Origin of the sequence: Pseudomonas sp. NPDC007930, from assembly GCF_042958985.1 — a bacterium.
Taxonomy (GTDB): Bacteria; Pseudomonadota; Gammaproteobacteria; order Pseudomonadales; family Pseudomonadaceae; genus Aquipseudomonas.
On the sequence record NZ_JBIBKC010000001.1, the window covers coordinates 1 to 22,676 of the forward strand.

A 22,676-nucleotide genomic window follows, 5' to 3' on the forward strand; every position below is an offset into this window, starting at 1 on the left:
GCGATGGGCCCTAAAGCTCATGCACGAATTCAGCAGAGCTCACAGATTGATCCCCTCCATGAAGCCCTGAAATCGCTTAAGTGAACAGCATTACGGCACAGCCGGGCGAGAGGCCCTGAGGTCGCCCCCCGCTATTCCCCTACCCTTGCTGAGCGCCTTCCTGCACCACACGGATCACCCGCTGCGGGAACGGAATGTCGATGCCCGCCTCACGCAGGCGGTCGCGCACTTCGAGGTTCAAGCGGTTGGTAATCCCGCCCAGGTCGCCGGAATTCACCCACAGGCGCAATTGCAGCGTGATCGAACTGTCGCCCAGGGTGGTGACCACCGCCTCGGGGGCTGGGTCTTGCAGTACGCGGGGGTCCTGGGTGAAGGCCATCAGCACGTCGATGGCCTTTTGCAGGTCGGCGTCGTAGTCCACGCCCACGTTGTACATGATCTTGCGCGTGGCCTGGCGGCTGCTGTTGGTGATGATGCCGTTCGACAGCTGCCCGTTGGGGATGATCACCGTGCGGTTGTCGCCGGTGCGCAGCACCGTGTGGAAAATCTGAATCGCATCGACCGTGCCCGACGTGCTGGAGATTTCGATCCAGTCACCGATGCGGAACGGGCGGAACAGCAAGATCAGCACCCCGCCGGCGAAGTTCGCCAGGCTGCCTTGCAAGGCCAGGCCGATGGCCAGGCCGGCGGCGCCAAGGGCGGCGACGAACGAGGTGGTTTCGATGCCGATCATCGACGCCACGCTGATCACCAGCATCACCTTCAGGGCAATGTTGGCGATGCTGCTGATAAAGCCCTGCAGCGCCAGGTCAACGCTGCGCAGCGCCAGCAGCTTGCCCACCCGGTTGGTGAACTGGTTGATCAACCACCAGCCGATGGCCAGAGTGAACACCGCCAGCAGCACCCGGCTGCTGTACTGCATGATCATCGGGATCCAGCCTTGCGAGGTGCGTACCAGGTGGTCGACTTCGGCGTTCAGGTCCATTTACGTCTCCTTCAGAAAAACAAAAGGCCCATGTTAGCCCATGGGCCTTGGTTACAAACCGCTCCGACGCCGCCCTGCGGCGAGGGTTCCCGTCAATCGCGGAAGTTGTTGAACTGCAGCGGCATGCCGAAATCGTGGCCGCGCAGCTTGGCGATGGCCTCTTGCAGGTCGTCGCGCTTCTTGCCGGTGACCCGCACCTGCTCGCCCTGGATAGCCGCCTGCACCTTCAACTTGGCATCCTTGATATGGCCAACGATCTTCTTCGCCAGCTCTTTATCGATGCCCTCGCGCAGGGTGGCTTCCTGTTTCATTTCCTTGCCGGAGGCGTAGGCGTCCTTGACCTCCAGGCACTGCACGTCGATCTTGCGCTTGACCAGGCTCAGGCGAAGGATTTCCAGCATCGCCTCGAGCTGGAATTCCGCTTCGGCGGTGAGGGTCACGGTGAGTTCCTTGAACTCGAAACGGCCCTTGCCACGCAGGTCATAGCGGCGGTCGAGTTCCTTGATGGCGTTGTCTACCGCGTTGGTGACTTCGTGTTTGTCGAGTTCCGACACCACGTCGAACGAAGGCATTGAATTTCTCCTGATGATGAAGGTTAAAAGGTGCCGCTGGCCGCCCGAATCGACCATTGAGCGTTTCGCTGTTGCAGGCGGCTTGACGATACGAACACCGGCTCATTATAACGGGTGCCAGCATTACGATATGCCGGGGTTTCACGGCTCAGCGCGTGGACAGCGTCGTTTCCGAGTATTGCGGCGGTATTCTTCCATTCCTTGCGAGCACCACATGCCCACAGCCCACCTGAGCCTTTTGCTGGTCAACGACGACAAAGACTTCAACACCCCGATGGCTGCCGTGCTGTACAGCGGCGGGTATGAAGACATTCGCCACTGCGACCACAACGCCGCCGCCCGCCACCTCGAGCTGCGCGCCCCGGCCGTGGTGATCACCGCCGGCCGCCCGGGCCTGGCCCTGGCCGCGCAGATCCGCCAGCTCGACGAGCGCCACGACCGCTACACCTACGTGATCCTCATCGACGAGCGCTCGAGCAACGGCCTGCTCGACCCCGACTCTGACCTCGACATCGACGATGTGATCGCCCCCACGCAACTGGCCGACCAACTGCTGCCGCGGGTGCACGCCGCGGCCCGGCTGAGCAACGTACTGCAACGGCTGCAAGGCGAAAACCGCCTGCTGCGGGAAAACCTCGCCAGCCTCGAGCAGCGCAACCAGGTCGATGCCACCACCGGCCTGGGCAACGCCCGTTACCTCAAGCAGCGCCTGAACGACAGCCTGCGGCAGATCCAGGCCCGCGGCGGCGCGCTGTGCTACCTGTTGATCGGCCTGCGCAACGGCGAGCCGCTGCTGGCCGAGAACGGCCGCGCATTCTACGACGATTTGATGCAGTCGGTGGGGCGCCGCCTGCAACAAATGGTGCGGCCGCTCGACACACTCGTGCGCCTCGACGACCACCACTTCGTTCTGATGACCCTGCCACCAGACCTCCAGGAGTGCGCGCCGAGCAGCTTCAAGCGGTTGTACGAAGGCCTCAACCAGAAGGGCTTCCTGACCCAGGCCGGGGTGATCGACATCGAGGCCGGTATCGCCCTGGTCGGGGTAGACGCCGCCTGCCTGCCGCTGGAGCCGGGCCACCTGCAACGCGAAGCCGCGCAACTGCTGTGCCGTTCCCATGCCACCGGCGTGGTCACCGCCAAGCGCCTGGTGCCCAAGGGCTAAGCGATGAACGCCTGGCACGTGCTCGGCGCCGGCAGCCTGGGCAGCCTCTGGGCGTGCCGGCTGGCCGCCGCCGGGCTGCCGGTCACCCTGCTGCTGCGCAGCGCCGCGCGGCTGGCGCAGTACCACGCCGCCGGCGGGCTGGCCCTCGAAACCGCCAGCGGCACCCAGCGCCACGCGCTGCCCGCCGAAGCCCTCGCCAGCCCCGCGCCGATCAGCCACCTGCTGCTGGCCTGCAAAGCCTACGACGCCGAAGCCGCGGCCCGGGCCCTGGGCCCACGGCTGCAACCCGGCGCCCAGGTGCTCTTGCTGCAAAACGGCCTGGGCAGCCAGCAAGCGGTGCGCGCCGCGCTGCCCCAGGCGCGCTGCGTGGCGGTGTCGAGCACCGAAGGGGCGTTCCGCCGCGGTGACTGGCAGGTGGTGCAGGCCGGCGCCGGGCAAAACTGGCTGGGCGACGGCCGCGCCGCGCCCACCTGGCTGGCCGACCTGCAAACCGCTGGCATCCCCTGCCAATGGACCACCGCCATCAGCAGCCGGCTGTGGCGCAAGCTGGCGATCAACTGCGCGATCAACCCGCTCACCGTGCTGCTGGGCTGCCGCAACGGCGAGCTGGCGCACTACCCGGGCGAGGTCAATGGCCTCTGCGCGGAGCTGGCGCGGCTGCTGCAACGCTGTGGCCAGGCCGATGCAGCCCAGGGCCTGGCCACCGAGGTGTGGCAGGTGATCACCGCCACGGCGGCGAACTATTCGTCGATGTACCAGGACGTCGCCCGCGGCCAACGCACCGAAATCGCCTTCCTGCTCGGCTACGCGCACGCCCAGGCGCAAGCGCACGGCTTGCCACTGCCCCAGCTCGATGGCCTGCACCGCCGCTTGCTCACCCACCTCGGCGGCCTCGGCCTGCCGGTGAACTGACCCGCGCTTTTGTTACACTCAGTGCCTGCCATTTTTGCCTGCGGATACCCCGATGACCCTGCGCCAGCGCCTTGAAAACCTACCCGTAGGGCAAAAGCTGCTCGCCGCCCTGCTGGCGCTGATGGTCACCGTGCTGGTGGTGGCCAACCTCACGTTCATCAGCGCCGCGTACTGGATCTCCCAGGAGAGCATGGCGCCCCAGGCACTGCAGACCATCGGCCGGCTGAGCAGCAACCCGGCCCTGGCGCAGCGCGCCAGCCTCGACACCGACGCGGCCAACGCCCTGCTGCACGAACTCGACAGCTACGCCCCCCTGCGCGCCGCCGCGGTGTACGGCAGCAGCGGCGAGCGCCTGGCGCAACTGCAGCACGGCGCCAGGCTGAGCCTGCCGCAGCACCTGGGCGACGTCGACGCCTGGCGCACCACGGAATTTCGCAGCAACCAGTTGGTAAGCCTGCCCGGCAACGGCCACCTGCTGCTGGTGGCCAGCAGCGAGCTGCCGGTGGCGTTCTACACCGGCACCCTGACCGCCAGCCTGGGCATCCTGGTGTTCAGCGTGCTGTTGTGGATGGTCATCGCCCGGCAGATCCGCCGCCTGATCACCGCCCCCATCTACCAGCTCGAAGAGCTGTCGCGGCGGGTGACCCGCGAAGAGAACTACGCCCTGCGCGCCCTGCCCGGCAACCACGACGAAATCGGCAGCCTGGCCGAGGCGTTCAATACCATGCTGACCCGCATCGAAGCCCGCGAGCAGCAGCTCAAGCGCGCCCGCGACGACTCCCAGGCCGCGTTCAACGCCGCCCAGGGCCTGGCCGAGGAAACCCGCAACAGCAACCGCAAGCTGGAGCTGGAAGTGCAGGTGCGCAGCAAGATCGAGAAGAAACTCACCGGGTTCCAGAACTACCTCAACAGCATCATCGACTCGATGCCCTCGGCGTTGATCGCGCTCGACGAACAGCTTTACGTGACCCAGTGGAACCAGGAGGCCAGCGCGCTCTCCGGCACGCGCCTGGACGAAGCGCTGAACCAGCCGATCTTTCTCGCTTTCGAGCCGCTCAAGCCGTTCCTGCCGCAGCTCAAGGCCAGCGTGGAGCAACACAAGGTGGCGAAGATCGAGCGGGTGACCTGGCCGCGCGGCGAGCAGCCGCACCACTACGCCCTCACCTTCTACCCACTCACCGGCAGCGCCGGGCGCGGCGTGGTGATCCGCATCGACGACATCACTCAGCGGCTGTCGCTCGAAGACATGATGGTGCAGTCGGAGAAAATGCTCTCGGTTGGCGGCCTGGCCGCCGGCATGGCCCATGAGATCAACAACCCGCTGGGGGCGATCCTGCACAACGTGCAGAACATCCGCCGGCGGCTGTCGCCGGAGCTGCCGCGCAACCAGGAGGTGGCCAGCGAGGCCGGGGTGCCGCTGGCCCAGGTGAACCACTACCTGCTGCAGCGCGAGGTGCCGCAGTTGCTCGACGGCATCCACAGCGCCGGCGCGCGGGCGGCGAAGATCGTCACCCACATGCTCAGCTTCAGCCGCCGCAGCAACCGCCAGATGGCCCCCTGCGACCTGCCCGGGCTGATCGACCAGGCGCTGGAAATCGCCGGCAACGACTTCGACCTGGCGATCGGTTTCGACTTCAAGGGCCAGGCCATCGTGCGCCAGTTCGACCCGGCGCTGGGCCCGGTGATGGGCACCGCCAACGAGTTGGAACAGGTGCTGCTGAACCTGCTGAAAAACGCCGCCCAGGCCATCCACCAGCGCCCCGAGGGCAGCGAGCCAGGGCGCATCGTGCTGCGCACCCGGGCCCGCGGGCCGTGGGCGGAGATCCAGGTCGAAGACAACGGCGTGGGCATGCCCGAGGCGGTGCGCAAGCGCACCTTCGAGCCGTTCTTCACCACCAAGGACATCGGCCAGGGCACCGGCCTGGGGCTGTCGGTGTCTTATTTCATCATCACCAACAACCACAAGGGCCAAATGGAGGTGCACTCCACGCCGGGCGTGGGCACCTGCTTCACCCTGCGCCTGCCACTGCACCCGCCGGAGGCTGCGAGCAGCCTTCTGCCGAACCTGGCCAACTGACCGAACAGGGCACCACCATGGGCTTTCGCCTCTCGAAGATCTACACCCGCACCGGCGACCAGGGCCAGACCGGCCTGGGCGACGGCCGCCGCGTACCGAAAAGCCACCCCCGGGTCGACGCCATCGGCGAAGTCGACACCCTCAACAGCCAGCTCGGGGTACTGCTCGCGGGCCTGGCCGCAGAGCCGGCGCTGAGCGAGGTCAGCGCGGTGCTCGCGCCCTGCCAGCACCGGCTGTTCGACCTCGGTGGCGAGCTGGCGATGCCGGCCTACCAAGCGCTGAACCAGGCCGAAGTGGAGCGCCTGGAGGCCGCTATCGACCTGTGGAACGCCGAAGTCGGCCCGCTGGAAAACTTCATCCTGCCCGGTGGCAGCCTGCTGATCGCCCAGGCCCACCTGTGCCGCAGCCAGGCCCGCACCGCCGAACGCCGCTGCCAGGCGCTGCACGAGGTAGAGCCGCTGGGGCCGGTGGCGCTGGCGTATATCAACCGGGTATCGGACTTGCTGTTCGTCGCGGCGCGGATCATCGCCCGCCGCCAAGGGGTGGCGGAGGTGTTGTGGGAGGCAGAGGCAAGGGGCAAGCCGTAAGCGGTAAGCTGAAGCGCTGTGCACTTGCGGCTTGCTCTTTGCCCCTTGCAACTTCCTACGCCATCCCGCCGTTGACCCGCAGCACCTGGGCATTCACCCAACGCCCGTCAGGGCCGGCGAGGAACGCCACCGCGCTGGCGATTTCATCCGGCTGGCCGATGCGCTCCAGCGGCGCCAGCTTGGCGATCTGCGCCACGGTTTCCGGGCTTTTACCGTTGAGGAACAGCTCGGTTTCCACCGGCCCTGGCGCCACCGCGTTCACCGTGATGCCGCGCCCGCGCAGTTCGTTGGCCAGCACGTGCACCAGGCCTTCGACCCCGGCCTTGCTGGCGATATACGGCCCATAGGCGGGGAACGCCTTGGCGATCACGCTGCTCGACAGCGCGATGATCCGCCCGCCTTCGCGCAGCCGCTGGGCGGCCTCGGCCAGCACCAGGAACGCCCCGCGCAGGTTGACGGCGAGCATCTGGTCCAGCGCGGCGAGGTGCTCGCTGGCGATCGGCGCCATGCTCATTACCCCGGCGCTGTTGACCACCACCTGCAGCTCGCCCAAGGCTTGGGCGGCGTCGAACAGGCGCGCCACATCGGCTGGCTGGCTGATGTCGCCCTGGATTGCCTCGGCCTGGGCGCCGGCCGCCCGCAGGGCGCGAACGGCCTCTTCGGCCTTGGCGGCGTTGCCGGCGTAGTTCAACGCCACGCTGAAGCCATCCGCGGCCAAGCGCTGGGCGATGGCCAGGCCAATGCCGCGCGAGCCGCCGGTGACCAAGGCAACAGGGGAAGTAGAAGTGCTCATGGGCCTTACTCCTGAACGGTTTGAAGTTGAGACCATTCTGCAGGTTGCTTTTGGCTGGATAAACAGGCCTATTTGGCCAACTCTATTCAACAGGCATCAACAATCATGGACCGCCTCGCCACCCTCGAGCTGTTCACCCGCATCGTCGAAAGCGCCAGTTTCAGCCGCGCCGCGGCGGGCCTGAGCATTCCCCGTGCCACCGCCACCCATGCCATCAAGCAGTTGGAAAGCCACCTGGCCACCCGCTTGCTCGAGCGCACCACCCGCCACGTGCGCCCTACCCCGGAGGGCCAGGCGTTCTATGAGCGCTGCGTGTTCATTCTCGGCGAGCTGGCCGAAGCCGAAGGCAGCCTGCGCAACCTGGCGAGCAACCCCAGCGGCGCGCTGCGGGTCGACCTGAGCAGCACTCAGGCCGCGCGCATCGTGCTGCCGCACATCGATGACTTCCACCGGCGCTACCCCCGGGTGGCGCTGACGATCAGCTGCAGCGACCGGCTGGTCGACCTGGTCGGCGAAGGCATCGACCTGGTGATCCGCGCCGGCGTGCCGCGGGACTCAACCCTGATCGCCCGGCCGCTCGCACAGATGCCGCAGGTGGTCTGCGCCAGCCCGGCGTACCTGGCCGCCCACGGCACGCCACAGCGGCCCGAAGACCTCGCCGAGCACCAGGCGGTACGCTTCGTGGCCGCCAGCGGCCAGCTGGAGTACCCCTTCGAGCTGTGGGTCGAGGGCGAGCTCAAGCGCTTCCCGGCCAAGGGCTGGATGGCCGTGAACGACGCCGAAAGCTACGGCGTGTGCGCCCTGCGCGGCTGCGGGCTGGTGCAGATGCCGCGTTACCACGTCGAAGACGACCTGCGCGCCGGGCGGCTGGTGGAAGTGCTCAGCGGCTGGGCAAGCCCGGCGATGCCGGTGACGGCGCTGTACCCTTATCGCAAGCAGTTGTCGGCGCGGGTGCGGGTGTTCGTGGAGTGGGTGCAGGGGGTGTATGGGCTGAGGTTTGGGTAAGGCTTGCGGGCCCCTCGCCCGGCACAGCCGGCCTCCCACTGGCTTTGTATTGCCTCTTTAATCAATGACTTACACAAATCTGGTGGGAGGCCGTGGTCCGGCACTCCGGCTGTGCCGGGCGAGAGGCCCTGAAGCCCTACGGATAATTCGGCACCTCACCCAACCGCCTCAACCCATCGAAATGCCCTGGGTCTTCGAGGTAGCGCAGCAGCACCTGGCGCCAGGTGGGGTCGGCGAAGGTTTGCACGTGCCCGCCACGGGTGAGTTGCAGCACGCGCGGCGGCGGCAGGGCTTTGTACAGGGTGATGCCATTGGCCAGCGGCACGATGGGGTCGTCGAGGCTCTGGAACACCAGCTTGGGCACCTCGGTAAGGGCCGGGGCGCCGTGCACCGCGCTGTCGCCGTCGGGCACGGCCCAGGCCAGTGGCACCTGCAGTGGCCAGGTCAGCCAGGAGGTCGCCAGCGCGGTGCGGGCGGCGCCGCGGTAGCTGGCGGGGGCGTCATCGAGCACCAGGGCCTTGAACTGCCGCTGGCGCTCGGGGTGGCTGGCCAGGTAGTGCACCGCCAAGGCGCCGCCGATGCTCTGCCCCAGCAGCACCCGCGGGGTGCCTTGCACCTCGGGGGCGGCATCGAGCCAGGCCAGGGCAGCGTCGATGTCCTGATACAACGCCGGCAGCGTGGGCTCGCCCTCGGACTGCCCATAGCCGCGGTAATCGACCATCAGCACCTGGTAACCCTCGGCCGGCAACCAGTACACCCCGCCCAGGTGCCAGGCCATGTTGCCGCCGTTACCGTGCAACTGCAGCACCGTGCCCTTCACCGCCACCCCCGCCTTGGCTGGCAGCCACCAGCCGTGCAGGCGCAGGCCATCGGCGGTGGCCAGGGTGACGTCTCGGTACTCGAGCTTGGCCCGCGCTGGGGTTAGCGGCACCGCGCGTTCGGGGTAGAACAGCAGGCTGCTGCAGCCGCCCAGGCACAGCGCCAGGCTGAGCCAGAGGGCGTTAGAGAATATTCGCGTAGTCCGCTTCAATCCGGTCCAGGCTCAGGTGGTTGAGGAAGTTCGAGAAACACATCCACGCCGACAGCGCGTTCATGTCACGGAACTGCTGCGGCAAGTACTTCGGTGGCACCACCAGGCCCTCTTCGACCAGTTGGCGCAGGGTGCGCATGTCTTCGAGGGTGGTTTTACCGCAGAACAGCAACGGTATCTGCTCAAGCTTGCCTTTGCGCACCGCCAACTGAATGTAGTTGTAGATCATGATAAAGCCCTTCAGGTACGACAAATCCTTGGTGAAGGGCAGCCCGGTCGGGGTAGAGCCGCGGAACACCCGGCTGGCGTTGCTGTAGCTTTGCGCCATGTCGAAGCCTTGCTCGCGGAAGAACTCGAACACCTGAAGAAAATCCGCGCCTTGCTCGACCATGTGGATCGCCCGGGTGCGGTTGGTGAGCTTGCGCAGGCGGCTGGGGTAGGAGGCAAAGGCGATCACTTCCATCAGGATGGCCAGGCCTTCCTGGGTCACCGTCGACGACGGCGGGCCCTTGGCCAGGAAGGTGCAGATGGGCTGGTTCTGGCCGTTGAGGGTGGTGCCCACGTGCACCAGGCCTTCGTGTACTTCCAGCGCGCGCACGTCGCGCTCGTTGAACATCGCGTCGCTGCGCACCTTGATGTAGTCCGCGCCGGCGGCGGCGTCAGCGACGATGCCGTCGGACTCGAACACCCGGATGGTGTCTTCCGCTTCGCCAAAGGTGCGGTTCAGCCGGCTTTGCAGCATGGCCACGGCGTCTTTGGCGGTGAGGTTCTTGGGCTCGTCCTTGAGGTCGCCACGCCCGGCAATGTTGTTGAGGTAATCCGAGAGCATCAGGCCAAGGTCGGCCAGGGTCGGGTCACCGGCATGGAAGGCATCCGAGGCGGCGCCGTACAGCTCCTGGGAGATCAAGCCGAAGTCCTCGGTGCCGCGCGCCTCGAGCATGCGCACCACCATGCGGTACTCCTTGCACATGCGCCGCATGATCTGCCCCACCGGGTTGAACTGCCCCAACTGGCGGGTGATGTCGCGCTCGATGTTCTGGAATTCGAGCTTCACCGCCGGGCCGTCGAAGGCCAGCGGGCGGTTTTGATAATAGGCGCGGTCTACCTCGGGCAGTGCCTTGCCCGTGGCCTTTAGAAAGCCCTGCTTGATCTCATCGCCCCACTTCACCGCGTCGAGTACGCGGATCGGCGTTTGCGCCGCGACGATGCGGTCAGACAGGCTGCGCACGGTTTGCTGGTACTCGTCCACGTGGGGCTCCTTGTTTAATTGCGCCCGGCGCGGCGGTAGCGGGCGATTTCCGTGAAGGCATCGGAATGGGCGGGGTCATCGAGCCAGGCGAACACCTGGCCGGGGGCGCTGCGCACGGCCACGCCCTGGCCCTGGTCGGTGTCGAAGCGCTCGCCGGCCAGCTCGTGGGCGGCGATGGCTTGCTGCACGGTGGCGAGGTCCAGCGCGTAGATCACCAGTTCGCCCTGGGCGGTGAGTTCGAAGCCCACCAAGCCATGGCGGCCGCCCAGCGCCGCCGGCAGTGGCGCGCTGGCGTACCAGCGCTCGCCGTGGCGGCTGACGCGAAACAGTGCTTCGTCGCGCGGGCCCTGGGTGCCTTGTGGGTAACTGATGGCCGCGTAGTGCTGCGGCCCGGTGCGGCGCACTTCGAGGTTCAGGTGGTCGCCCCAGGCGTTGCGCGCGACCCAGCGGCCAAGCAAGCCAGGCGGGGCTTTTTCACCCTCGCCGAGCAGGTCATCGAAGGTGGCCAGGCAGCCGCTGAGCAGTACGCTGAGCAGCACGCCGATCAGCGCGGCGCGGGCCATTCGCCAGCCGGTCATCCGGGCCTCCTTGGGTGTGGGCGCTTCAGGCCGCCGCCAGGATCAGGTGCATGAAGCGGGTCAGGGTTGCCAGCAGCGGGTCTACCGCCGGGCCATCGCCGGCGGCGGGCAGCTCGGCGCCGAGCAAGGCCTGATATTCCATCCGGCCGATGATCGCCGTCAACACCTGGCCATCCTGCTCGGGTTGGCGCGAGCCCAACACCTGGAGGATGTGCACCGCGCCGCGCAGCAGAATACCTTCGTGGTCAGCCACCAGCGCCGCCAGCCGTGGGGTGAGCAAGGCCTCTTGGCGGAAGGCCTGCTCGGCCATCAGGTAATCGCGGCGGGTGAGCACTTGCTTGTGCACGTAGTCGGCGACCATCTGGGCGATGTCGTCGGCCAGCCGCGAGCGCGCCGCCGGGCTGCCGTCGCCTTCGGCGATCAGGTCGCGGAGGATGTCTTCGGTGGTCGCCCAGAGCTTGGCCAGATACGCCGCGCTGCGCTCCACGTAGCGGGCGAAGGTGTCGGCGAGGAGGTCTTCGATGTCTTTGAAATAGTAGGTGGTGGCCGACAACGGCACTCCGGCTTCGGCCGCCACCGCGCGGTGGCGCACGCCGCGTACGCCGTCGCGGACCACGATGCGCATGGCGGCATCGAGGATTTCCTGGCGGCGCTGCTCGCTGCCCTGGCGGCTGGCCTTGCGGCCGTGATAACGCACGCTGCTGGCGACAGCGCTGGCGATGTTGGCTGCGCCCGGTTGGGTTGCGACGTTCACGTTCCGATAGCCCCTGTGCTGTAGTGCCTGTCCATTTATGGCACTACGCCATTTTGCCACAGAAACCCGCCCCACGGGGCCTCAGGCCGGCCAGAACGCGCGGATCCCGGCCACCCCTTGGGCACCGGCGGCCCAGGCGCGCGCTTGGTCCTCCGGCCCTACCCCGCCGAGCAGGAACGCCGGCCGGTCGAAGCCGGCCAGCAACTGCTGCGCGGCATCCCAGCCCAGTGGCGTGGCCTCGGGGTGGGTCTGGGTGGGTTGCACTGGCGACAGGGTGACGAAGTCGACGTCCAACTGCCGCGCCAGTTGCAGCTCCTCGGCGTTGTGGCAGGAAGCCGCCAGCCAACGGTGCTTGGGGAACGGCCGGCCCAGCGGGGCGTACTTGCGCAGTTGCTCGGCGCTCAGGTGCCAGCCGGCGGCGGGGAAGTCCCCGGTCCATTCCAGCGGGCCCTTGAGCATCAGCAGCGCCTTGCCTGCGCACAGGCCCACGGCGTCGACCGCCATGTCGCGGTATTTAGGGTCGTACATGTTCGGCGCGCGCAACTGCACCAGGCCAATGCCATTGGCCAGGGCGGCTTGCAGGCCTTGCAGCAAGGCGGGCACTTCGAGCCCGTCTGGGGTGATCAGGTACTGCGCCGGCAAGGTGGCGGCGGCGATGATCGGCGCGTTGGCGGCCGGGAAGTCGTAGTTGGGCAGTTCTTTGGGCAGCACCCAGGCCAGCGGCTGGCCCTCGGCGCCGTGGGGCTCGCCGCTGAACGCGGTGACTTCCCAGACATCCAGCAGCACGTGCTTGTCGGGGTAATCGTGGGGGATGGTGATCAGTGGCCGCGCCTGCTCCACGCGGATGCCCAGCTCTTCGGCCAGCTCCCGCGCCAGGCCGGCGCGGGGGGCTTCATCGGCTTCGAGCTTGCCACCGGGGAATTCCCACAGGCCGCCCTGGTGTTGGCTTTCGGCGCGGCGGGCGATCAGGATGCGCCCGCCTTGGCCGCGGATCACCGCGGCCATGACATGAATGCGTTTCACACTTCCTCCAAGCCAGCTTGCCGCCAGGCCTGGAAGGCCGGCCACTGGTAGATGGTCTCAACATACGCCGCCGCCTCGGGCGGCAGCGCCACCTGGTAGGTGCGCAGGCGCACCGCGACCGGGGCAAAATAGGCGTCGGCCAGCGACAACTGGCCGAACAGCCACGGGCCGTCGCTGGTTTTCAGCGCGCGGCATTCGCCCCAGAGGGCGAGCATGCGCTCGATGTCGGCCTGTACGTCAGCCGGCATGGGCTCAAGCGCCTGGTCGCGGCGCAGGTCGAAGGGCATCGCCTGGCGCAGCGCCATGAAGCCGCTGTGCATCTGCTCGCAGGCCGAGCGGGCCTGGGCGCGGGCGGCCACGTCCCGCGGCCAGAGGCCGGGGTGGTGGTCCGCGAGGTATTCGGCAATCGCCAGGCTGTCGGCGATGGTGCCGTGCTCGGTCACGAGCACCGGTACCTTGCCGGCGGGCGAGTATTGAAGAATGCGCGCGCGAGTGCCGGGCTGGAACAGGCGTACCATCACCTCTTCGCAGGGCACCGCGGCCAGGCGCACGGCCAGCCAGCCACGCAAGGACCAGGACGAGTAACGTTTATCGGCGATGATCAGTTGCATGGCGGGCTCCTTGCGCGCGTGGGCTTACGTACGGTATTCGGCGTTGATTTTCACGTATTCGTGGGAAAGGTCCGTGGTCCAGATGGTCTCGGCGCAGTCGCCGCGGCCCAGCTCGATACGGATGCTGATCTCTTCACGGGCCATCACCGCCGCGCCTTGCGCTTCGGTGTAGCTGGCGGCGCGGCCGCCCTGCTCGGTGATGCACACATCACCCAGGAATACGTCGATTTTGCTCACGTCGAGGTTCGGCACCCCGGCACGGCCCACGGCGGCGAGGATGCGCCCCCAGTTCGGGTCCGAGGCGAACAATGCGGTCTTGATCAGCGGCGAGTGGGCCACGGCGTAGCCGACGTCCAGGCATTCCTGGTGGTTGCCGCCGCCGTTCACCTGCACGGTGACGAACTTGGTGGCGCCTTCGCCGTCACGCACGATGGCCTGGGCCACCTCCATGCACACCTCGAACACCGCTTGCTTGAGCGCGGCGAACAGCTCGCCACGGGCTTCGGTGACTTCCGGCAGGTTGGCCTGGCCGGTGGCGATCAACATGCAGCAGTCGTTGGTCGAGGTGTCGCCGTCGATGGTGATGCGGTTGAACGACTTGTTCGCGCCGTCGCGGATCAGGTCTTGCAGCACGCCTGGGGCGACCTTGGCGTCGGTGGCGATGTAACCGAGCATGGTCGCCATGTTCGGGCGGATCATCCCGGCGCCCTTGCTGATGCCGGTGACGGTTACGGTCACGCCGGCGTGGGTGAACTGCCGGCTGGCGCCCTTGGGCAGGGTGTCGGTGGTCATGATGCCGGTCGCGGCTTCGGCCCAGTGGTTTTCCGAGAGGTCGTCCAGGGCGGCCTGCAGGGCGCTTTCGATCTTCTCGACCGGCAGCGGCTCACCGATCACGCCGGTGGAGAACGGCAGCACGGCGCTGGCGTCTACGCCGGTCAGGGCGGCGAGGCTGGCGCAGGTGCGCTCGGCGGCGGCCATGCCTGGGGCGCCGGTGCCGGCGTTGGCATTGCCGGTGTTGGTCAGCAGGTAGCGCACGGTGCCGCTGGCGCGCTGTTTGGCGATGATCACCGGGGCCGCGCAAAAGGCGTTGGTGGTGAACACACCGGCCACGCTGGAGCCTTCGGCGCAGCGCATCACGACCACGTCTTTACGGCCTGGGCGCTTGATACCGGCCGAGGCGATACCGAGTTCGAAACCGGGGACCGGATGCAGGGTAGGCAGGGGGCCAAGACCGACAGCCATGGAAACGCTCCTCTGAAGCAGTGCTGATAATGGTAAAACGCCGCGGCGGCATAACCGGCGCGGCGCGATGATCAAGGCAAGGCCAGGCGCTTATTCGATGCGGCCGTGGCAGTGCTTGAATTTCTTGCCCGAGCCGCACCAGCATAACTCGTTGCGGCCGAGTTTCTGGTCATTGCGCACCGGCGCCGGGGCCAGCGCCGCGACCGCGGTGTCACCGCCCTCTTCCAGCGCTTCGGGCTGTTCCAGGCCGGGGGCTTCGGCGTGCTGGAACTGCATGCGCTGGGCCAGCTCTTCGGCTTCGCGGCGCAGCCGGGCTTCTTCTTCGGCAGGGTCTTCGCGGCGTACCTGCACGTGCGAGAGCACGCGGATGGTATCGCGCTTGATCGAGTCGAGCAGCTCCTGGAACAGCGCGAACGACTCGCGCTTGTACTCCTGCTTGGGGTTCTTCTGCGCGTAACCGCGCAGGTGAATGCCGTGGCGCAGGTGGTCCATGGTGGAGAGGTGGTCTTTCCACAGGTCGTCGAGCACGCGCAGCAGGATTTGCTTCTCGAAGGTACGCAGGGCGTCGGCGCTGGCTTGTTCTTCCTTCTCGTTGTAAGCAGCGAGAATTTCCACCAGCAGTTTTTCGCGCAGGGTTTCTTCGTAGAGCTTTTCGTCGTCGTCGAGCCATTGCTGGATCGGCAGCTTGACGGCGAAGTCGCTCAGCAGGGCAGCTTCGAGCCCGGCGATGTCCCACTGTTCAGGCAGCGACTGCGGCGGGATGTACTGGCCCACAGTGGTGTCGAGCACTTCCTGGCGGAAGCCTTCGATGGTGTCGCCGATGTTCTGCGCCGCCAGCAGGCTGTTGCGCATGTGGTAGATCACCTTGCGCTGCTCGTTGTTGACGTCGTCGTATTCGAGCAATTGCTTGCGGATGTCGAAGTTGCGCCCTTCGACCTTGCGCTGGGCCTTTTCGATGGCGTTGGTGACCATGCGGTGTTCGATGGCCTCGCCAGACTGCATGCCCAGGGCCTTCATGAAGTTCTTCACGCGGTCGGAGGCGAAGATGCGCATCAGCGGGTCTTCGAGCGACAGGTAGAAGCGGCTGGAGCCGGCGTCACCCTGGCGGCCGGCACGGCCACGCAGCTGGTTGTCGATACGCCGCGATTCGTGGCGCTCGGAGGCGATCACGTGCAGGCCACCGGCCTCGAGCACTTGCTGGTGGCGTTTTTGCCACTCGGCCTTGATCTGCGCGACCTGTTCGGCGCTGGGGTTTTCCAGCGCCGCCACTTCGACTTCCCAGTTGCCGCCGAGCAGGATGTCGGTACCACGGCCGGCCATGTTGGTGGCGATGGTCAGCGCGCCGGGGCGGCCGGCCTGGGCGATGATCTCGGCTTCCTTCTCGTGGAACTTGGCGTTGAGCACCTTGTGCTCGATGCCTTCCTGGCGCAGCAGCGCGGCCATGTGCTCGGAGGTTTCGATGGTGGCGGTACCCACCAGCACCGGCCGGCCCTTGGCCATGCTCTCTTTGATGTCGGCGACGATCGCGGTGTATTTCTCGTCGGCGGTCAGGTACACCAGGTCGTTGTGGTCCTTGCGCGCCAACGGCCGGTTCGGCGGCACCACCACCACCGGCAGGCTGTAGATTTGCTGGAATTCGAACGCTTCGGTGTCAGCCGTACCGGTCATGCCCGAGAGCTTGTTGTACAGGCGGAAGTAGTTCTGGAAGGTGGTCGAGGCCAGGGTCTGGCTCTCGGCCTGGATGTTGACGTTTTCCTTCGCCTCGATGGCCTGGTGCAGGCCCTCGGAGAGGCGGCGGCCCGGCATGGTGCGGCCGGTGTGTTCGTCGACCAGTACGATCTGGCCGTCTTGCACGATGTATTCGACGTTGCGGTTGAACAGCTTGTGCGCGCGCAGGGCGGCGTACACGTGGGTCAGCAGGCCCAGGTTGTGCGCCGAGTAGAGGCTCTCGCCCTCGGCCAGCAGGCCGACCTGGGTGAGCATTTCTTCGACGTACTGGTGGCCGGCTTCGTTGAGCTCGACCTGGCGGGACTTCTCGTCGATGGTGAAGTGGCCTTCGGCGGTCACCTGGCCTTCGACTTCCTCGACGTGCTGCTTCAGGCGCGGGATCAGCTTGTTGATCTCGATGTACAGCCGCGAGCTGTCTTCGGCCTGGCCGGAGATGATCAGCGGCGTGCGCGCTTCGTCGATGAGGATGGAGTCGACTTCGTCGATCACGGCGAAATTCAGCTCGCGCTGGAATTTGTCTTCCAGGCTGAAGGCCATGTTGTCGCGCAGGTAGTCGAAACCGAATTCGTTGTTGGTGCCGTAGGTGATGTCGCTGCCGTAGGCGGCGCGTTTTTCTTCCGGTGGCTGGAACGGCACGATGATGCCGACCGACAGGCCGAGGAATTCATACAGCGGGCGCATCCAGTTGGCGTCGCGGCGGGCCAGGTAATCGTTCACCGTGACCACGTGTACACCCTTGCCAGCCAAGGCGTTGAGGTACACCGCCAGGGTACCCACCAGGGTTTTACCTTCACCGGTGCGCATTTCGGCGATGTTGCCTTCGTGCAGCGTCATGCCGCCGATCAGCTGAACGTCGAAGTGGCGCATGCCCATCACGCGCTTGCCGGCCTCACGGCATACGGCGAAGGCTTCAGGCAGCAGTTGATCGAGGGTTTCACCCTTTGCCAGGCGCGCCCGGAATTCTTCGGTCTTGGCCCGAAGCTGTTCGTCCGACAGGGCCACCATCTTCTCTTCGAAGGCATTGACGGTGGCGACCGCCTTGAGCATGCGCTTGACCTCGCGCTCGTTCTTGCTCCCGAAAAGTTTCTTCAACAAAGGCGAAAACATATTGGCTGGATCTTCCACACATAGGGATGGAGGGCGGCCCCAAGAGTCGCCCGAGCAGCCCTCATGGCCGCACGCGAACGAGCATTCTACCCGGAAACGATGGTGAGGAAAGTGGTGATGTACCACGATACTGGCATAGCGCTTTTACGGGGCCGATACACAATAGGGGCATATTTTCCAACTTCAAGGCGGCTGAAACAATCGTCATGAAGCCCTGTTCAGGCTTGAGGGCGTGCCTGCGGTTTCTGTTACCATCGCCGGCACTCTCCCTGCTCCCCGAGCGCCCATGGCCTTTCGTCCTCATTTTGCCCGCGAGCCCCTGGTGGTGTTGCGCGAGGCCCGCCCGTTGAAGGCGTTGTTCAGCCAGACCGTGCGGCTGTCGCACCTGCAGCGGCTGCTCGATGGCCAACTGCAACCGGCGGCGCGGCCCCATTGCCGCCTGGCCAGTTGGCGCGAGGGCACGTTGTTGCTGGTTGTAACAGACAGCCAGTGGTCCACCCGCCTGCGCTACCAACAACGCCGCCTGCAGCGTGACCTTCAGGCCCTGCCGGAATTCGCCGGGCTGATGCGCATCCTGATCAAGGTCAAGCCTTCCCAGGAAGGGGCCACCCGCGCCCACACCGGCACGGTGTTGTCGGCCGAGGCGGCCGAGACGTTGCAGGCGACCGCCGAGGGGATCACCGACCCCGCGTTGCGGGCGGCGCTGGAGCGCTTGGCCCGGCATGGGAAGAAGTAGGCAAAGGGCAAAAAAGCCTGGCGCCATTTTCTGGCGCGCAAAATAAAAAAGGCCACCTTGCGGTGGCCTTGAATAATAGAGAAGAGACTGTTCGAACTTATACGGCTGCTACAGGCCGCATGTACGAGATCGGCGCGGTGCTCGCGTCTTCGAAAGTGACCACTTCATAGGCGTCCGGGTGCTCGATCAGCTTGCGCAGCAGCCGGTTGTTCAGCGCGTGGCCGGACTTGAAGCCGCGGTACTCGCCGATCAGGCTGTTGCCCAGCAGGTAGAGGTCGCCGATGGCGTCGAGGATCTTGTGTTTGACGAATTCGTCTTCGTAGCGAAGCCCGTCTTCGTTCAACACGCCTTCCTTGTCGACCACGATGGCGTTCTCGACGCTGCCGCCCAGCGCCCGGTTATGCTTGCGCATGTATTCCAGGTCACTCATGAAACCGAAGGTGCGGGCCCGGCTGACTTCCTTGACGAAGGAAGTGCTGGAGAAATCGACACTTGCGGTTTGGGTACGGTCCTTGAACACAGGGTGGTCAAAGAAGATCTCGAAACTGACCTTGAAGCCTTCGAACGGTACGAAGGTGGCGCGCTTGTCGCCCTCTTCCACCGTGACTTCACGCAGGATGCGGATGAACTTCTTCGGCGCGTCCTGTTCTTCGAGGCCTGCCGATTGAATCAGGAATACGAAGGGGCCGGCACTGCCGTCCATGATCGGTACTTCAGAGGCCGAGAGCTCGACGTAGGCGTTATCGATCCCAAGGCCTGCCATGGCCGACAGGAGATGCTCGACGGTGTCGACCTTCACGTCGCCGTTGAACAGCGTGGTCGACATGGTGGTTTCACCGACGTTCAGGGCATGGGCCGTTACCTTGACCACTGGGTCAAGGTCGGTCCGCAGGAACACGATGCCGGTATCCACGGGCGCGGGCTTGAGGGTGAGGTAGACCTTTTCCCCCGAGTGCAGGCCGACGCCGGTGGCACGGATGATGTTCTTCAGAGTGCGTTGTTTAATCATGGCAGTGGCCGCTTCAGCGCTGGTGCGAACTGGTATCAACAAAGGCTGGGGATCATAGCAGACCCCGCCTTTGCTGAACACCAATCACCCTAATACTCCTGATAAATAAAATTAATCAGCTTGGCGACGCAGGAATGCCGGGATGTCCAGGTAGTCCAGGTCGTCATGCGGATTCATTTTAGCGGCGGCCGCGGCACTGGCGTGGGCCTGGTTGCGCATCACCGTCGGGCGGTCGAGGTCACGGTAGTTCACCGCCGGTTGCTCGGGGCGCTGCGAGGCCGGAGCCTGGGCGGCCTGAGACGGCACGCTGGCGGTTTGCAGGGTGTTGTCGACCACCTTGGTGGGTTTTTCCAGGCGTGCGCCCAGGCCGGTGGCAACCACGGTCACGTGCAGCTCGTCGCGCATGTCGGGGTCGATCACGGTGCCGACCTTGACCATGGCCTGGTCGGAGGCGAACGCTTCGATGATGTTACCCACGTCGGAGTATTCACCCAGCGACAGGTCTGGGCCGGCGGTGATGTTCACCAGGATGCCGCGGGCGCCCTGCAGGTTCACATCTTCGAGCAGTGGGTTGCGGATGGCCGCTTCGGTGGCTTCGCGAGCACGGTTCGGGCCGCTGGCCGCGCCGGTGCCCATCATCGCCATGCCCATTTCGCTCATCACGGTGCGCACGTCGGCGAAGTCGACGTTGATCATGCCCGGGCGCTTGATGATGTCGGAGATCCCGCGCACGGCGCCGGCCAGCACGTCGTCAGCCTTGGCGAACGCCGACAGCAGGCTGGCGTCTTTGCCGAGGATGGTCAGCAGTTTTTCGTTCGGGATGGTGATCAGCGAGTCAACGCTGTCTTGCAGCGCGCGGATGCCTTCGTCGGCGATCTGCATGCGCTTGCGGCCCTCGAACGGGAACGGGCGGGTGACCACGGCCACGGTCAGGATGCCCATTTCCTTGGCGACTTCAGCGATGATCGGCGCCGCGCCGGTACCGGTACCGCCGCCCATGCCGGTGGTGATGAACACCATGTTGGTGCCCTGCAGCACTTCGGCGATGCGCTCGCGGTCTTCCATCGCCGCCTGGCGGCCGATTTCCGGGTTGGCGCCAGCGCCCAGGCCCTTGGTCACGCCGGTACCCAGTTGCAGAATGGTGCGCGCACCGATGTTTTTCAGGGCCTGAGCATCGGTGTTGGCGCAGATGAACTCAACGCCCTCGATGTTGCTCTTGACCATGTGGTTCACGGCATTGCCACCGCCACCGCCCACACCGATCACTTTGATGACCGGGCTTTGTGGAACGTTATCTACGAGCTCGAACATGTTCCCTCTCCTTATTTCTCTATTAGTTTTTCGCCTACTGCTACTGCTGAATCTGAATCAGAAATTGCCTTGCACCCAACGCTTGATCCGCTCGAACACCGGAGCCTTGGGTTCCTCGCTGGCGTAGTGATGGCTGTTACCGGTCAGGCCGGTGAGCGTCACGCCCTCGGATTGCTTCTGCAGGCCGTAGGTCAGAAGCCCTACGCCCGTCGAATAGATAGGGCTGCGGATCACGTCCTCGAGCCCACGCACGCTGTGCGGCACGCCCAGGCGCACCGGCATGTGGAAAATCTCTTCGGCCAACTCGACCGCGCCTTCCATTTTCGACGTGCCGCCGGTGAGCACGATGCCCGCCGGGATCAGGTCTTCGTAGCCGCTGCGGCGCAGCTCGGCCTGGATCAGCGTGAACAGTTCGTCGTAGCGCGGCTCGACCACTTCGGCCAGGGCCTGGCGCGACAGTTCGCGCGGTGGGCGGTCGCCCACGCTCGGGACCTTGATGGTTTCACCGGCGCCGGCCAGCTTGGCCAGGCAGCAGGCGTAACGCACCTTGATCTCTTCGGCGTACTGGGTCGGGGTGCGCAGCGCCATGGCGATGTCGTTGGTGACCTGGTCGCCGGCGATCGGGATCACCGCGGTGTGGCGGATCGCGCCTTCGGTGAAGATGGCGATGTCGGTGGTGCCGCCGCCGATATCGACCAGGCACACGCCCAGCTCTTTTTCGTCATCGGTGAGCACCGAGTAGGCCGAGGCCAGTTGCTCGAGGATGATGTCGTCGATTTCCAGGCCGCACCGGCGCACGCATTTCTCGATGTTCTGCGCGGCGTTTACCGCGCAGGTGACCACGTGCACCTTGGCTTCGAGGCGCACGCCCGACATCCCCAGCGGCTCGCGCACGCCCTCCTGGTTGTCGATCACGTAGTCCTGCGGCAGGGTGTGCAGCACCCGCTGGTCAGCCGGGATGGCCACGGCCTGGGCGGCGTCGAGCACGCGCTCGAGGTCGGCGGTGCTCACTTCGCGGTCGCGGATGGCGACGATGCCGTGGGAGTTCAGGCTGCGGATATGGTTACCGGCCACGCCGACGAACGCCGAGTGGATACGGCAGCCGGCCATCAGTTGGGCTTCTTCCACAGCCCGCTGGATCGATTGCACGGTGGATTCGATGTTCACCACCACGCCTTTTTTCAGGCCACGGGACGGGTGCGTACCGATCCCGACGATTTCCAGGGTGCCATCGGCCGCGACTTCGCCTACCAGCGCCACCACCTTGGAGGTGCCGATATCCAGCCCGACGATCATTTTGCCGCTTTGCGCGTTTGCCATTGTGCTGCCTCTTGTCAATTCTTCGCCACGGCCGCAGGGCCCGGCGCCGCCGCTGCCGGATCACGCCACCCCACGGCCAGGCCGTTGGAGTAGCGCAGATCGACGCGGGCAATATTCGTGATCTGGTCTTTCAGGGTTTTGTCGTAAATGGCAATGAACCGGCGCAACTTCTCCACCAGGCGATCACGCCCCAGCAGCAATTCGATCCCCGGGCCGGCGTTGGTCGCGCCGGTGGTCAGGAACCAGCTGCCGCGTTCACGCAATTCAAGCCGTGCGATGGAGAAGCCCAGGGGCCGAAGCATCTGGCTAAGCACTTGATACTGCTGCATGACCTGCTGTTGCGCCCGCTGCGGCCCGAACAGCTGCGGCAGGCGCTCATAGTTGGCCAACTCCCGTGGCGCGAACGCCTGGCCCTGGTTGTTCAACAATTGGTCGTCGCCCCAGCGCGCGACCGGCAGTTGCTCTTCCAGGCGGATCACCACCTGGTCGGGCCACACCCGCCGCACTTCGGCGTGGGCGATCCACGGCATGGTGGAAAGGTCCGTGGCCAGGCTGTTCAGGTCGATGCTGAAGAAACGCTGGTTCACGTACGGGCCGATGCGCTGCTGGATCGACTCCTGGCTGATGTAGCTGAGGTCGCCCTGCACGTTGATGCGGGTGATCGGGCGGTCGACGTACGGCATCGCGTACTGGGTGCCGTACCAGGTGCCCACGCCGAGGCCGACCAGCACCACCGGCCACAGCAGTTTTTTCAGCCAGCCGGTGCCCGGCTTGGGCAAGCGCACGGACAACGGCTCCTTGGCCACCATACGGCTGGCACCGCGCGGCGGTACCTTGCGGCTGGGGAGCGGTTGCTGATGACGGATCGACGCGCCACGCATG

Annotated in this window: 21 protein-coding genes; 6 read left to right on the forward strand and 15 right to left on the reverse strand. The window is 65.9% G+C overall.

The window, feature by feature from the left end:
* Nucleotides 1–139 precede the first annotated feature (139 nt).
* A complete protein-coding gene (locus tag ACFZCE_RS00005) occupies nt 140–985 on the reverse strand; it encodes a mechanosensitive ion channel domain-containing protein (protein WP_390934914.1) in 846 nt (281 codons plus the stop codon).
* Between the two features lie 92 nt (nt 986–1,077).
* The gene (locus tag ACFZCE_RS00010) at nt 1,078–1,557 is read right to left on the reverse strand and encodes a YajQ family cyclic di-GMP-binding protein (RefSeq protein ID WP_390934916.1); all 480 of its coding nucleotides are present in this window, start codon (nt 1,555–1,557) and stop codon (nt 1,078–1,080) included.
* Nucleotides 1,558–1,771: 214 nt separating this feature from the next.
* Between ACFZCE_RS00010 and ACFZCE_RS00015 the strand changes: the two genes are divergently transcribed.
* The 4 genes from ACFZCE_RS00015 to ACFZCE_RS00030 are packed head-to-tail and all read left to right on the forward strand — an operon-like array spanning nt 1,772 to nt 6,298.
* Complete coding sequence (locus tag ACFZCE_RS00015; protein ID WP_390934918.1) at nt 1,772–2,722, forward strand: diguanylate cyclase domain-containing protein; 951 nt, start codon at nt 1,772–1,774, stop codon at nt 2,720–2,722.
* Between the two features lie 3 nt (nt 2,723–2,725).
* Nucleotides 2,726–3,634: a putative 2-dehydropantoate 2-reductase gene (locus ACFZCE_RS00020; RefSeq protein ID WP_390934920.1), complete on the forward strand. Its 909-nt coding sequence runs from the start codon at nt 2,726–2,728 to the stop codon at nt 3,632–3,634.
* Between the two features lie 52 nt (nt 3,635–3,686).
* Complete coding sequence (locus tag ACFZCE_RS00025; RefSeq protein WP_390934922.1) at nt 3,687–5,711, forward strand: ATP-binding protein; 2,025 nt, start codon at nt 3,687–3,689, stop codon at nt 5,709–5,711.
* Between the two features lie 17 nt (nt 5,712–5,728).
* Nucleotides 5,729–6,298 (forward strand): cob(I)yrinic acid a,c-diamide adenosyltransferase, encoded by a 570-nt coding sequence (locus ACFZCE_RS00030; protein ID WP_390934924.1) that lies wholly within the window; start codon nt 5,729–5,731, stop codon nt 6,296–6,298.
* Nucleotides 6,299–6,353: 55 nt separating this feature from the next.
* Here ACFZCE_RS00030 and ACFZCE_RS00035 read toward each other — a convergent pair whose 3' ends face one another.
* Entirely contained in the window at nt 6,354–7,091 is a 738-nt protein-coding gene (locus ACFZCE_RS00035) for an SDR family oxidoreductase (protein ID WP_390934926.1), read from the reverse strand.
* Between the two features lie 105 nt (nt 7,092–7,196).
* Here ACFZCE_RS00035 and ACFZCE_RS00040 point away from each other — a divergent pair, with 105 nt between their 5' ends.
* Entirely contained in the window at nt 7,197–8,096 is a 900-nt protein-coding gene (locus ACFZCE_RS00040; RefSeq protein ID WP_390934928.1) for a LysR substrate-binding domain-containing protein, read from the forward strand.
* 136 nt (nt 8,097–8,232) lie between these two features.
* Here the strand turns inward: ACFZCE_RS00040 and ACFZCE_RS00045 are convergent, their stop codons facing one another.
* From ACFZCE_RS00045 to secA, 8 genes are all read right to left on the reverse strand, one after another.
* Nucleotides 8,233–9,126 carry an alpha/beta fold hydrolase gene (locus ACFZCE_RS00045; RefSeq protein ID WP_390934929.1) on the reverse strand — a complete coding sequence of 298 codons (894 nt, stop codon included), beginning with the start codon at nt 9,124–9,126 and terminating at the stop codon, nt 8,233–8,235.
* Nucleotides 9,098–10,375, reverse strand: a complete 1,278-nt coding sequence (locus ACFZCE_RS00050; protein ID WP_390934930.1) for a flavohemoglobin expression-modulating QEGLA motif protein — start codon at nt 10,373–10,375, stop codon at nt 9,098–9,100. Before ACFZCE_RS00050 ends, ACFZCE_RS00045 begins: the two co-directional genes overlap by 29 nt.
* A 14-nt stretch (nt 10,376–10,389) precedes the next feature.
* Nucleotides 10,390–10,953, reverse strand: coding sequence for a hypothetical protein (locus ACFZCE_RS00055; RefSeq protein ID WP_390934932.1), 564 nt, complete (start codon nt 10,951–10,953; stop codon nt 10,390–10,392).
* A gap of 25 nt (nt 10,954–10,978) precedes the next feature.
* On the reverse strand, nt 10,979–11,707 hold the full coding sequence (locus tag ACFZCE_RS00060) for a TetR family transcriptional regulator (protein ID WP_390934934.1): 729 nt from the start codon (nt 11,705–11,707) through the stop codon (nt 10,979–10,981).
* 81 nt (nt 11,708–11,788) lie between these two features.
* On the reverse strand, nt 11,789–12,730 hold the full coding sequence (locus tag ACFZCE_RS00065) for a Nudix family hydrolase (protein WP_390934935.1): 942 nt from the start codon (nt 12,728–12,730) through the stop codon (nt 11,789–11,791).
* Complete coding sequence (locus ACFZCE_RS00070) at nt 12,727–13,341, reverse strand: glutathione S-transferase N-terminal domain-containing protein (RefSeq protein ID WP_390934937.1); 615 nt, start codon at nt 13,339–13,341, stop codon at nt 12,727–12,729. Before ACFZCE_RS00070 ends, ACFZCE_RS00065 begins: the two co-directional genes overlap by 4 nt.
* Before the next feature lie 24 nt (nt 13,342–13,365).
* A complete protein-coding gene (argJ, locus tag ACFZCE_RS00075; protein WP_390934939.1) occupies nt 13,366–14,583 on the reverse strand; it encodes a bifunctional glutamate N-acetyltransferase/amino-acid acetyltransferase ArgJ in 1,218 nt (405 codons plus the stop codon).
* Between the two features lie 90 nt (nt 14,584–14,673).
* The gene (gene secA / locus ACFZCE_RS00080; protein ID WP_390934940.1) at nt 14,674–17,418 is read right to left on the reverse strand and encodes a preprotein translocase subunit SecA; all 2,745 of its coding nucleotides are present in this window, start codon (nt 17,416–17,418) and stop codon (nt 14,674–14,676) included.
* 286 nt (nt 17,419–17,704) lie between these two features.
* Here secA and ACFZCE_RS00085 point away from each other — a divergent pair, with 286 nt between their 5' ends.
* Complete coding sequence (locus ACFZCE_RS00085; RefSeq protein WP_390934942.1) at nt 17,705–18,154, forward strand: DciA family protein; 450 nt, start codon at nt 17,705–17,707, stop codon at nt 18,152–18,154.
* 97 nt (nt 18,155–18,251) lie between these two features.
* Here ACFZCE_RS00085 and lpxC read toward each other — a convergent pair whose 3' ends face one another.
* The 4 genes from lpxC to ACFZCE_RS00105 all read right to left on the reverse strand — a co-directional run bounded on the left by lpxC (nt 18,252) and on the right by ACFZCE_RS00105 (nt 22,675).
* A complete protein-coding gene (gene lpxC, locus ACFZCE_RS00090) occupies nt 18,252–19,163 on the reverse strand; it encodes a UDP-3-O-acyl-N-acetylglucosamine deacetylase (RefSeq protein WP_390934944.1) in 912 nt (303 codons plus the stop codon).
* Between the two features lie 111 nt (nt 19,164–19,274).
* A complete protein-coding gene (gene ftsZ, locus ACFZCE_RS00095; protein ID WP_390934946.1) occupies nt 19,275–20,474 on the reverse strand; it encodes a cell division protein FtsZ in 1,200 nt (399 codons plus the stop codon).
* A gap of 57 nt (nt 20,475–20,531) precedes the next feature.
* Nucleotides 20,532–21,794, reverse strand: coding sequence for a cell division protein FtsA (gene ftsA / locus ACFZCE_RS00100; protein ID WP_390934948.1), 1,263 nt, complete (start codon nt 21,792–21,794; stop codon nt 20,532–20,534).
* 14 nt (nt 21,795–21,808) lie between these two features.
* A complete protein-coding gene (locus tag ACFZCE_RS00105; RefSeq protein ID WP_390934949.1) occupies nt 21,809–22,675 on the reverse strand; it encodes a cell division protein FtsQ/DivIB in 867 nt (288 codons plus the stop codon).
* Nucleotide 22,676: the final 1 nt, after the last annotated feature.

Excerpts from the sequence above, each read along its gene's own strand:
- ACFZCE_RS00005 (WP_390934914.1), bottom strand. The coding sequence starts at position 985 with ATGGACCTGAACGCCGAAGTCGACCACCTGGTACGCACCTCGCAAGGC.
- ACFZCE_RS00010 (WP_390934916.1), bottom strand. The coding sequence starts at position 1,557 with ATGCCTTCGTTCGACGTGGTGTCGGAACTCGACAAACACGAAGTCACC.
- ACFZCE_RS00015 (WP_390934918.1), top strand. The coding sequence starts at position 1,772 with ATGCCCACAGCCCACCTGAGCCTTTTGCTGGTCAACGACGACAAAGAC.
- ACFZCE_RS00020 (WP_390934920.1), top strand. The coding sequence starts at position 2,726 with ATGAACGCCTGGCACGTGCTCGGCGCCGGCAGCCTGGGCAGCCTCTGG.
- ACFZCE_RS00025 (WP_390934922.1), top strand. The coding sequence starts at position 3,687 with ATGACCCTGCGCCAGCGCCTTGAAAACCTACCCGTAGGGCAAAAGCTG.
- ACFZCE_RS00030 (WP_390934924.1), top strand. The coding sequence starts at position 5,729 with ATGGGCTTTCGCCTCTCGAAGATCTACACCCGCACCGGCGACCAGGGC.
- ACFZCE_RS00035 (WP_390934926.1), bottom strand. The coding sequence starts at position 7,091 with ATGAGCACTTCTACTTCCCCTGTTGCCTTGGTCACCGGCGGCTCGCGC.
- ACFZCE_RS00040 (WP_390934928.1), top strand. The coding sequence starts at position 7,197 with ATGGACCGCCTCGCCACCCTCGAGCTGTTCACCCGCATCGTCGAAAGC.
- ACFZCE_RS00055 (WP_390934932.1), bottom strand. The coding sequence starts at position 10,953 with ATGACCGGCTGGCGAATGGCCCGCGCCGCGCTGATCGGCGTGCTGCTC.
- ACFZCE_RS00070 (WP_390934937.1), bottom strand. The coding sequence starts at position 13,341 with ATGCAACTGATCATCGCCGATAAACGTTACTCGTCCTGGTCCTTGCGT.
- argJ (WP_390934939.1), bottom strand. The coding sequence starts at position 14,583 with ATGGCTGTCGGTCTTGGCCCCCTGCCTACCCTGCATCCGGTCCCCGGT.
- secA (WP_390934940.1), bottom strand. The coding sequence starts at position 17,418 with ATGTTTTCGCCTTTGTTGAAGAAACTTTTCGGGAGCAAGAACGAGCGC.
- ACFZCE_RS00085 (WP_390934942.1), top strand. The coding sequence starts at position 17,705 with ATGGCCTTTCGTCCTCATTTTGCCCGCGAGCCCCTGGTGGTGTTGCGC.
- lpxC (WP_390934944.1), bottom strand. The coding sequence starts at position 19,163 with ATGATTAAACAACGCACTCTGAAGAACATCATCCGTGCCACCGGCGTC.
- ftsZ (WP_390934946.1), bottom strand. The coding sequence starts at position 20,474 with ATGTTCGAGCTCGTAGATAACGTTCCACAAAGCCCGGTCATCAAAGTG.
- ftsA (WP_390934948.1), bottom strand. The coding sequence starts at position 21,794 with ATGGCAAACGCGCAAAGCGGCAAAATGATCGTCGGGCTGGATATCGGC.
- ACFZCE_RS00105 (WP_390934949.1), bottom strand. The coding sequence starts at position 22,675 with ATGCGTGGCGCGTCGATCCGTCATCAGCAACCGCTCCCCAGCCGCAAG.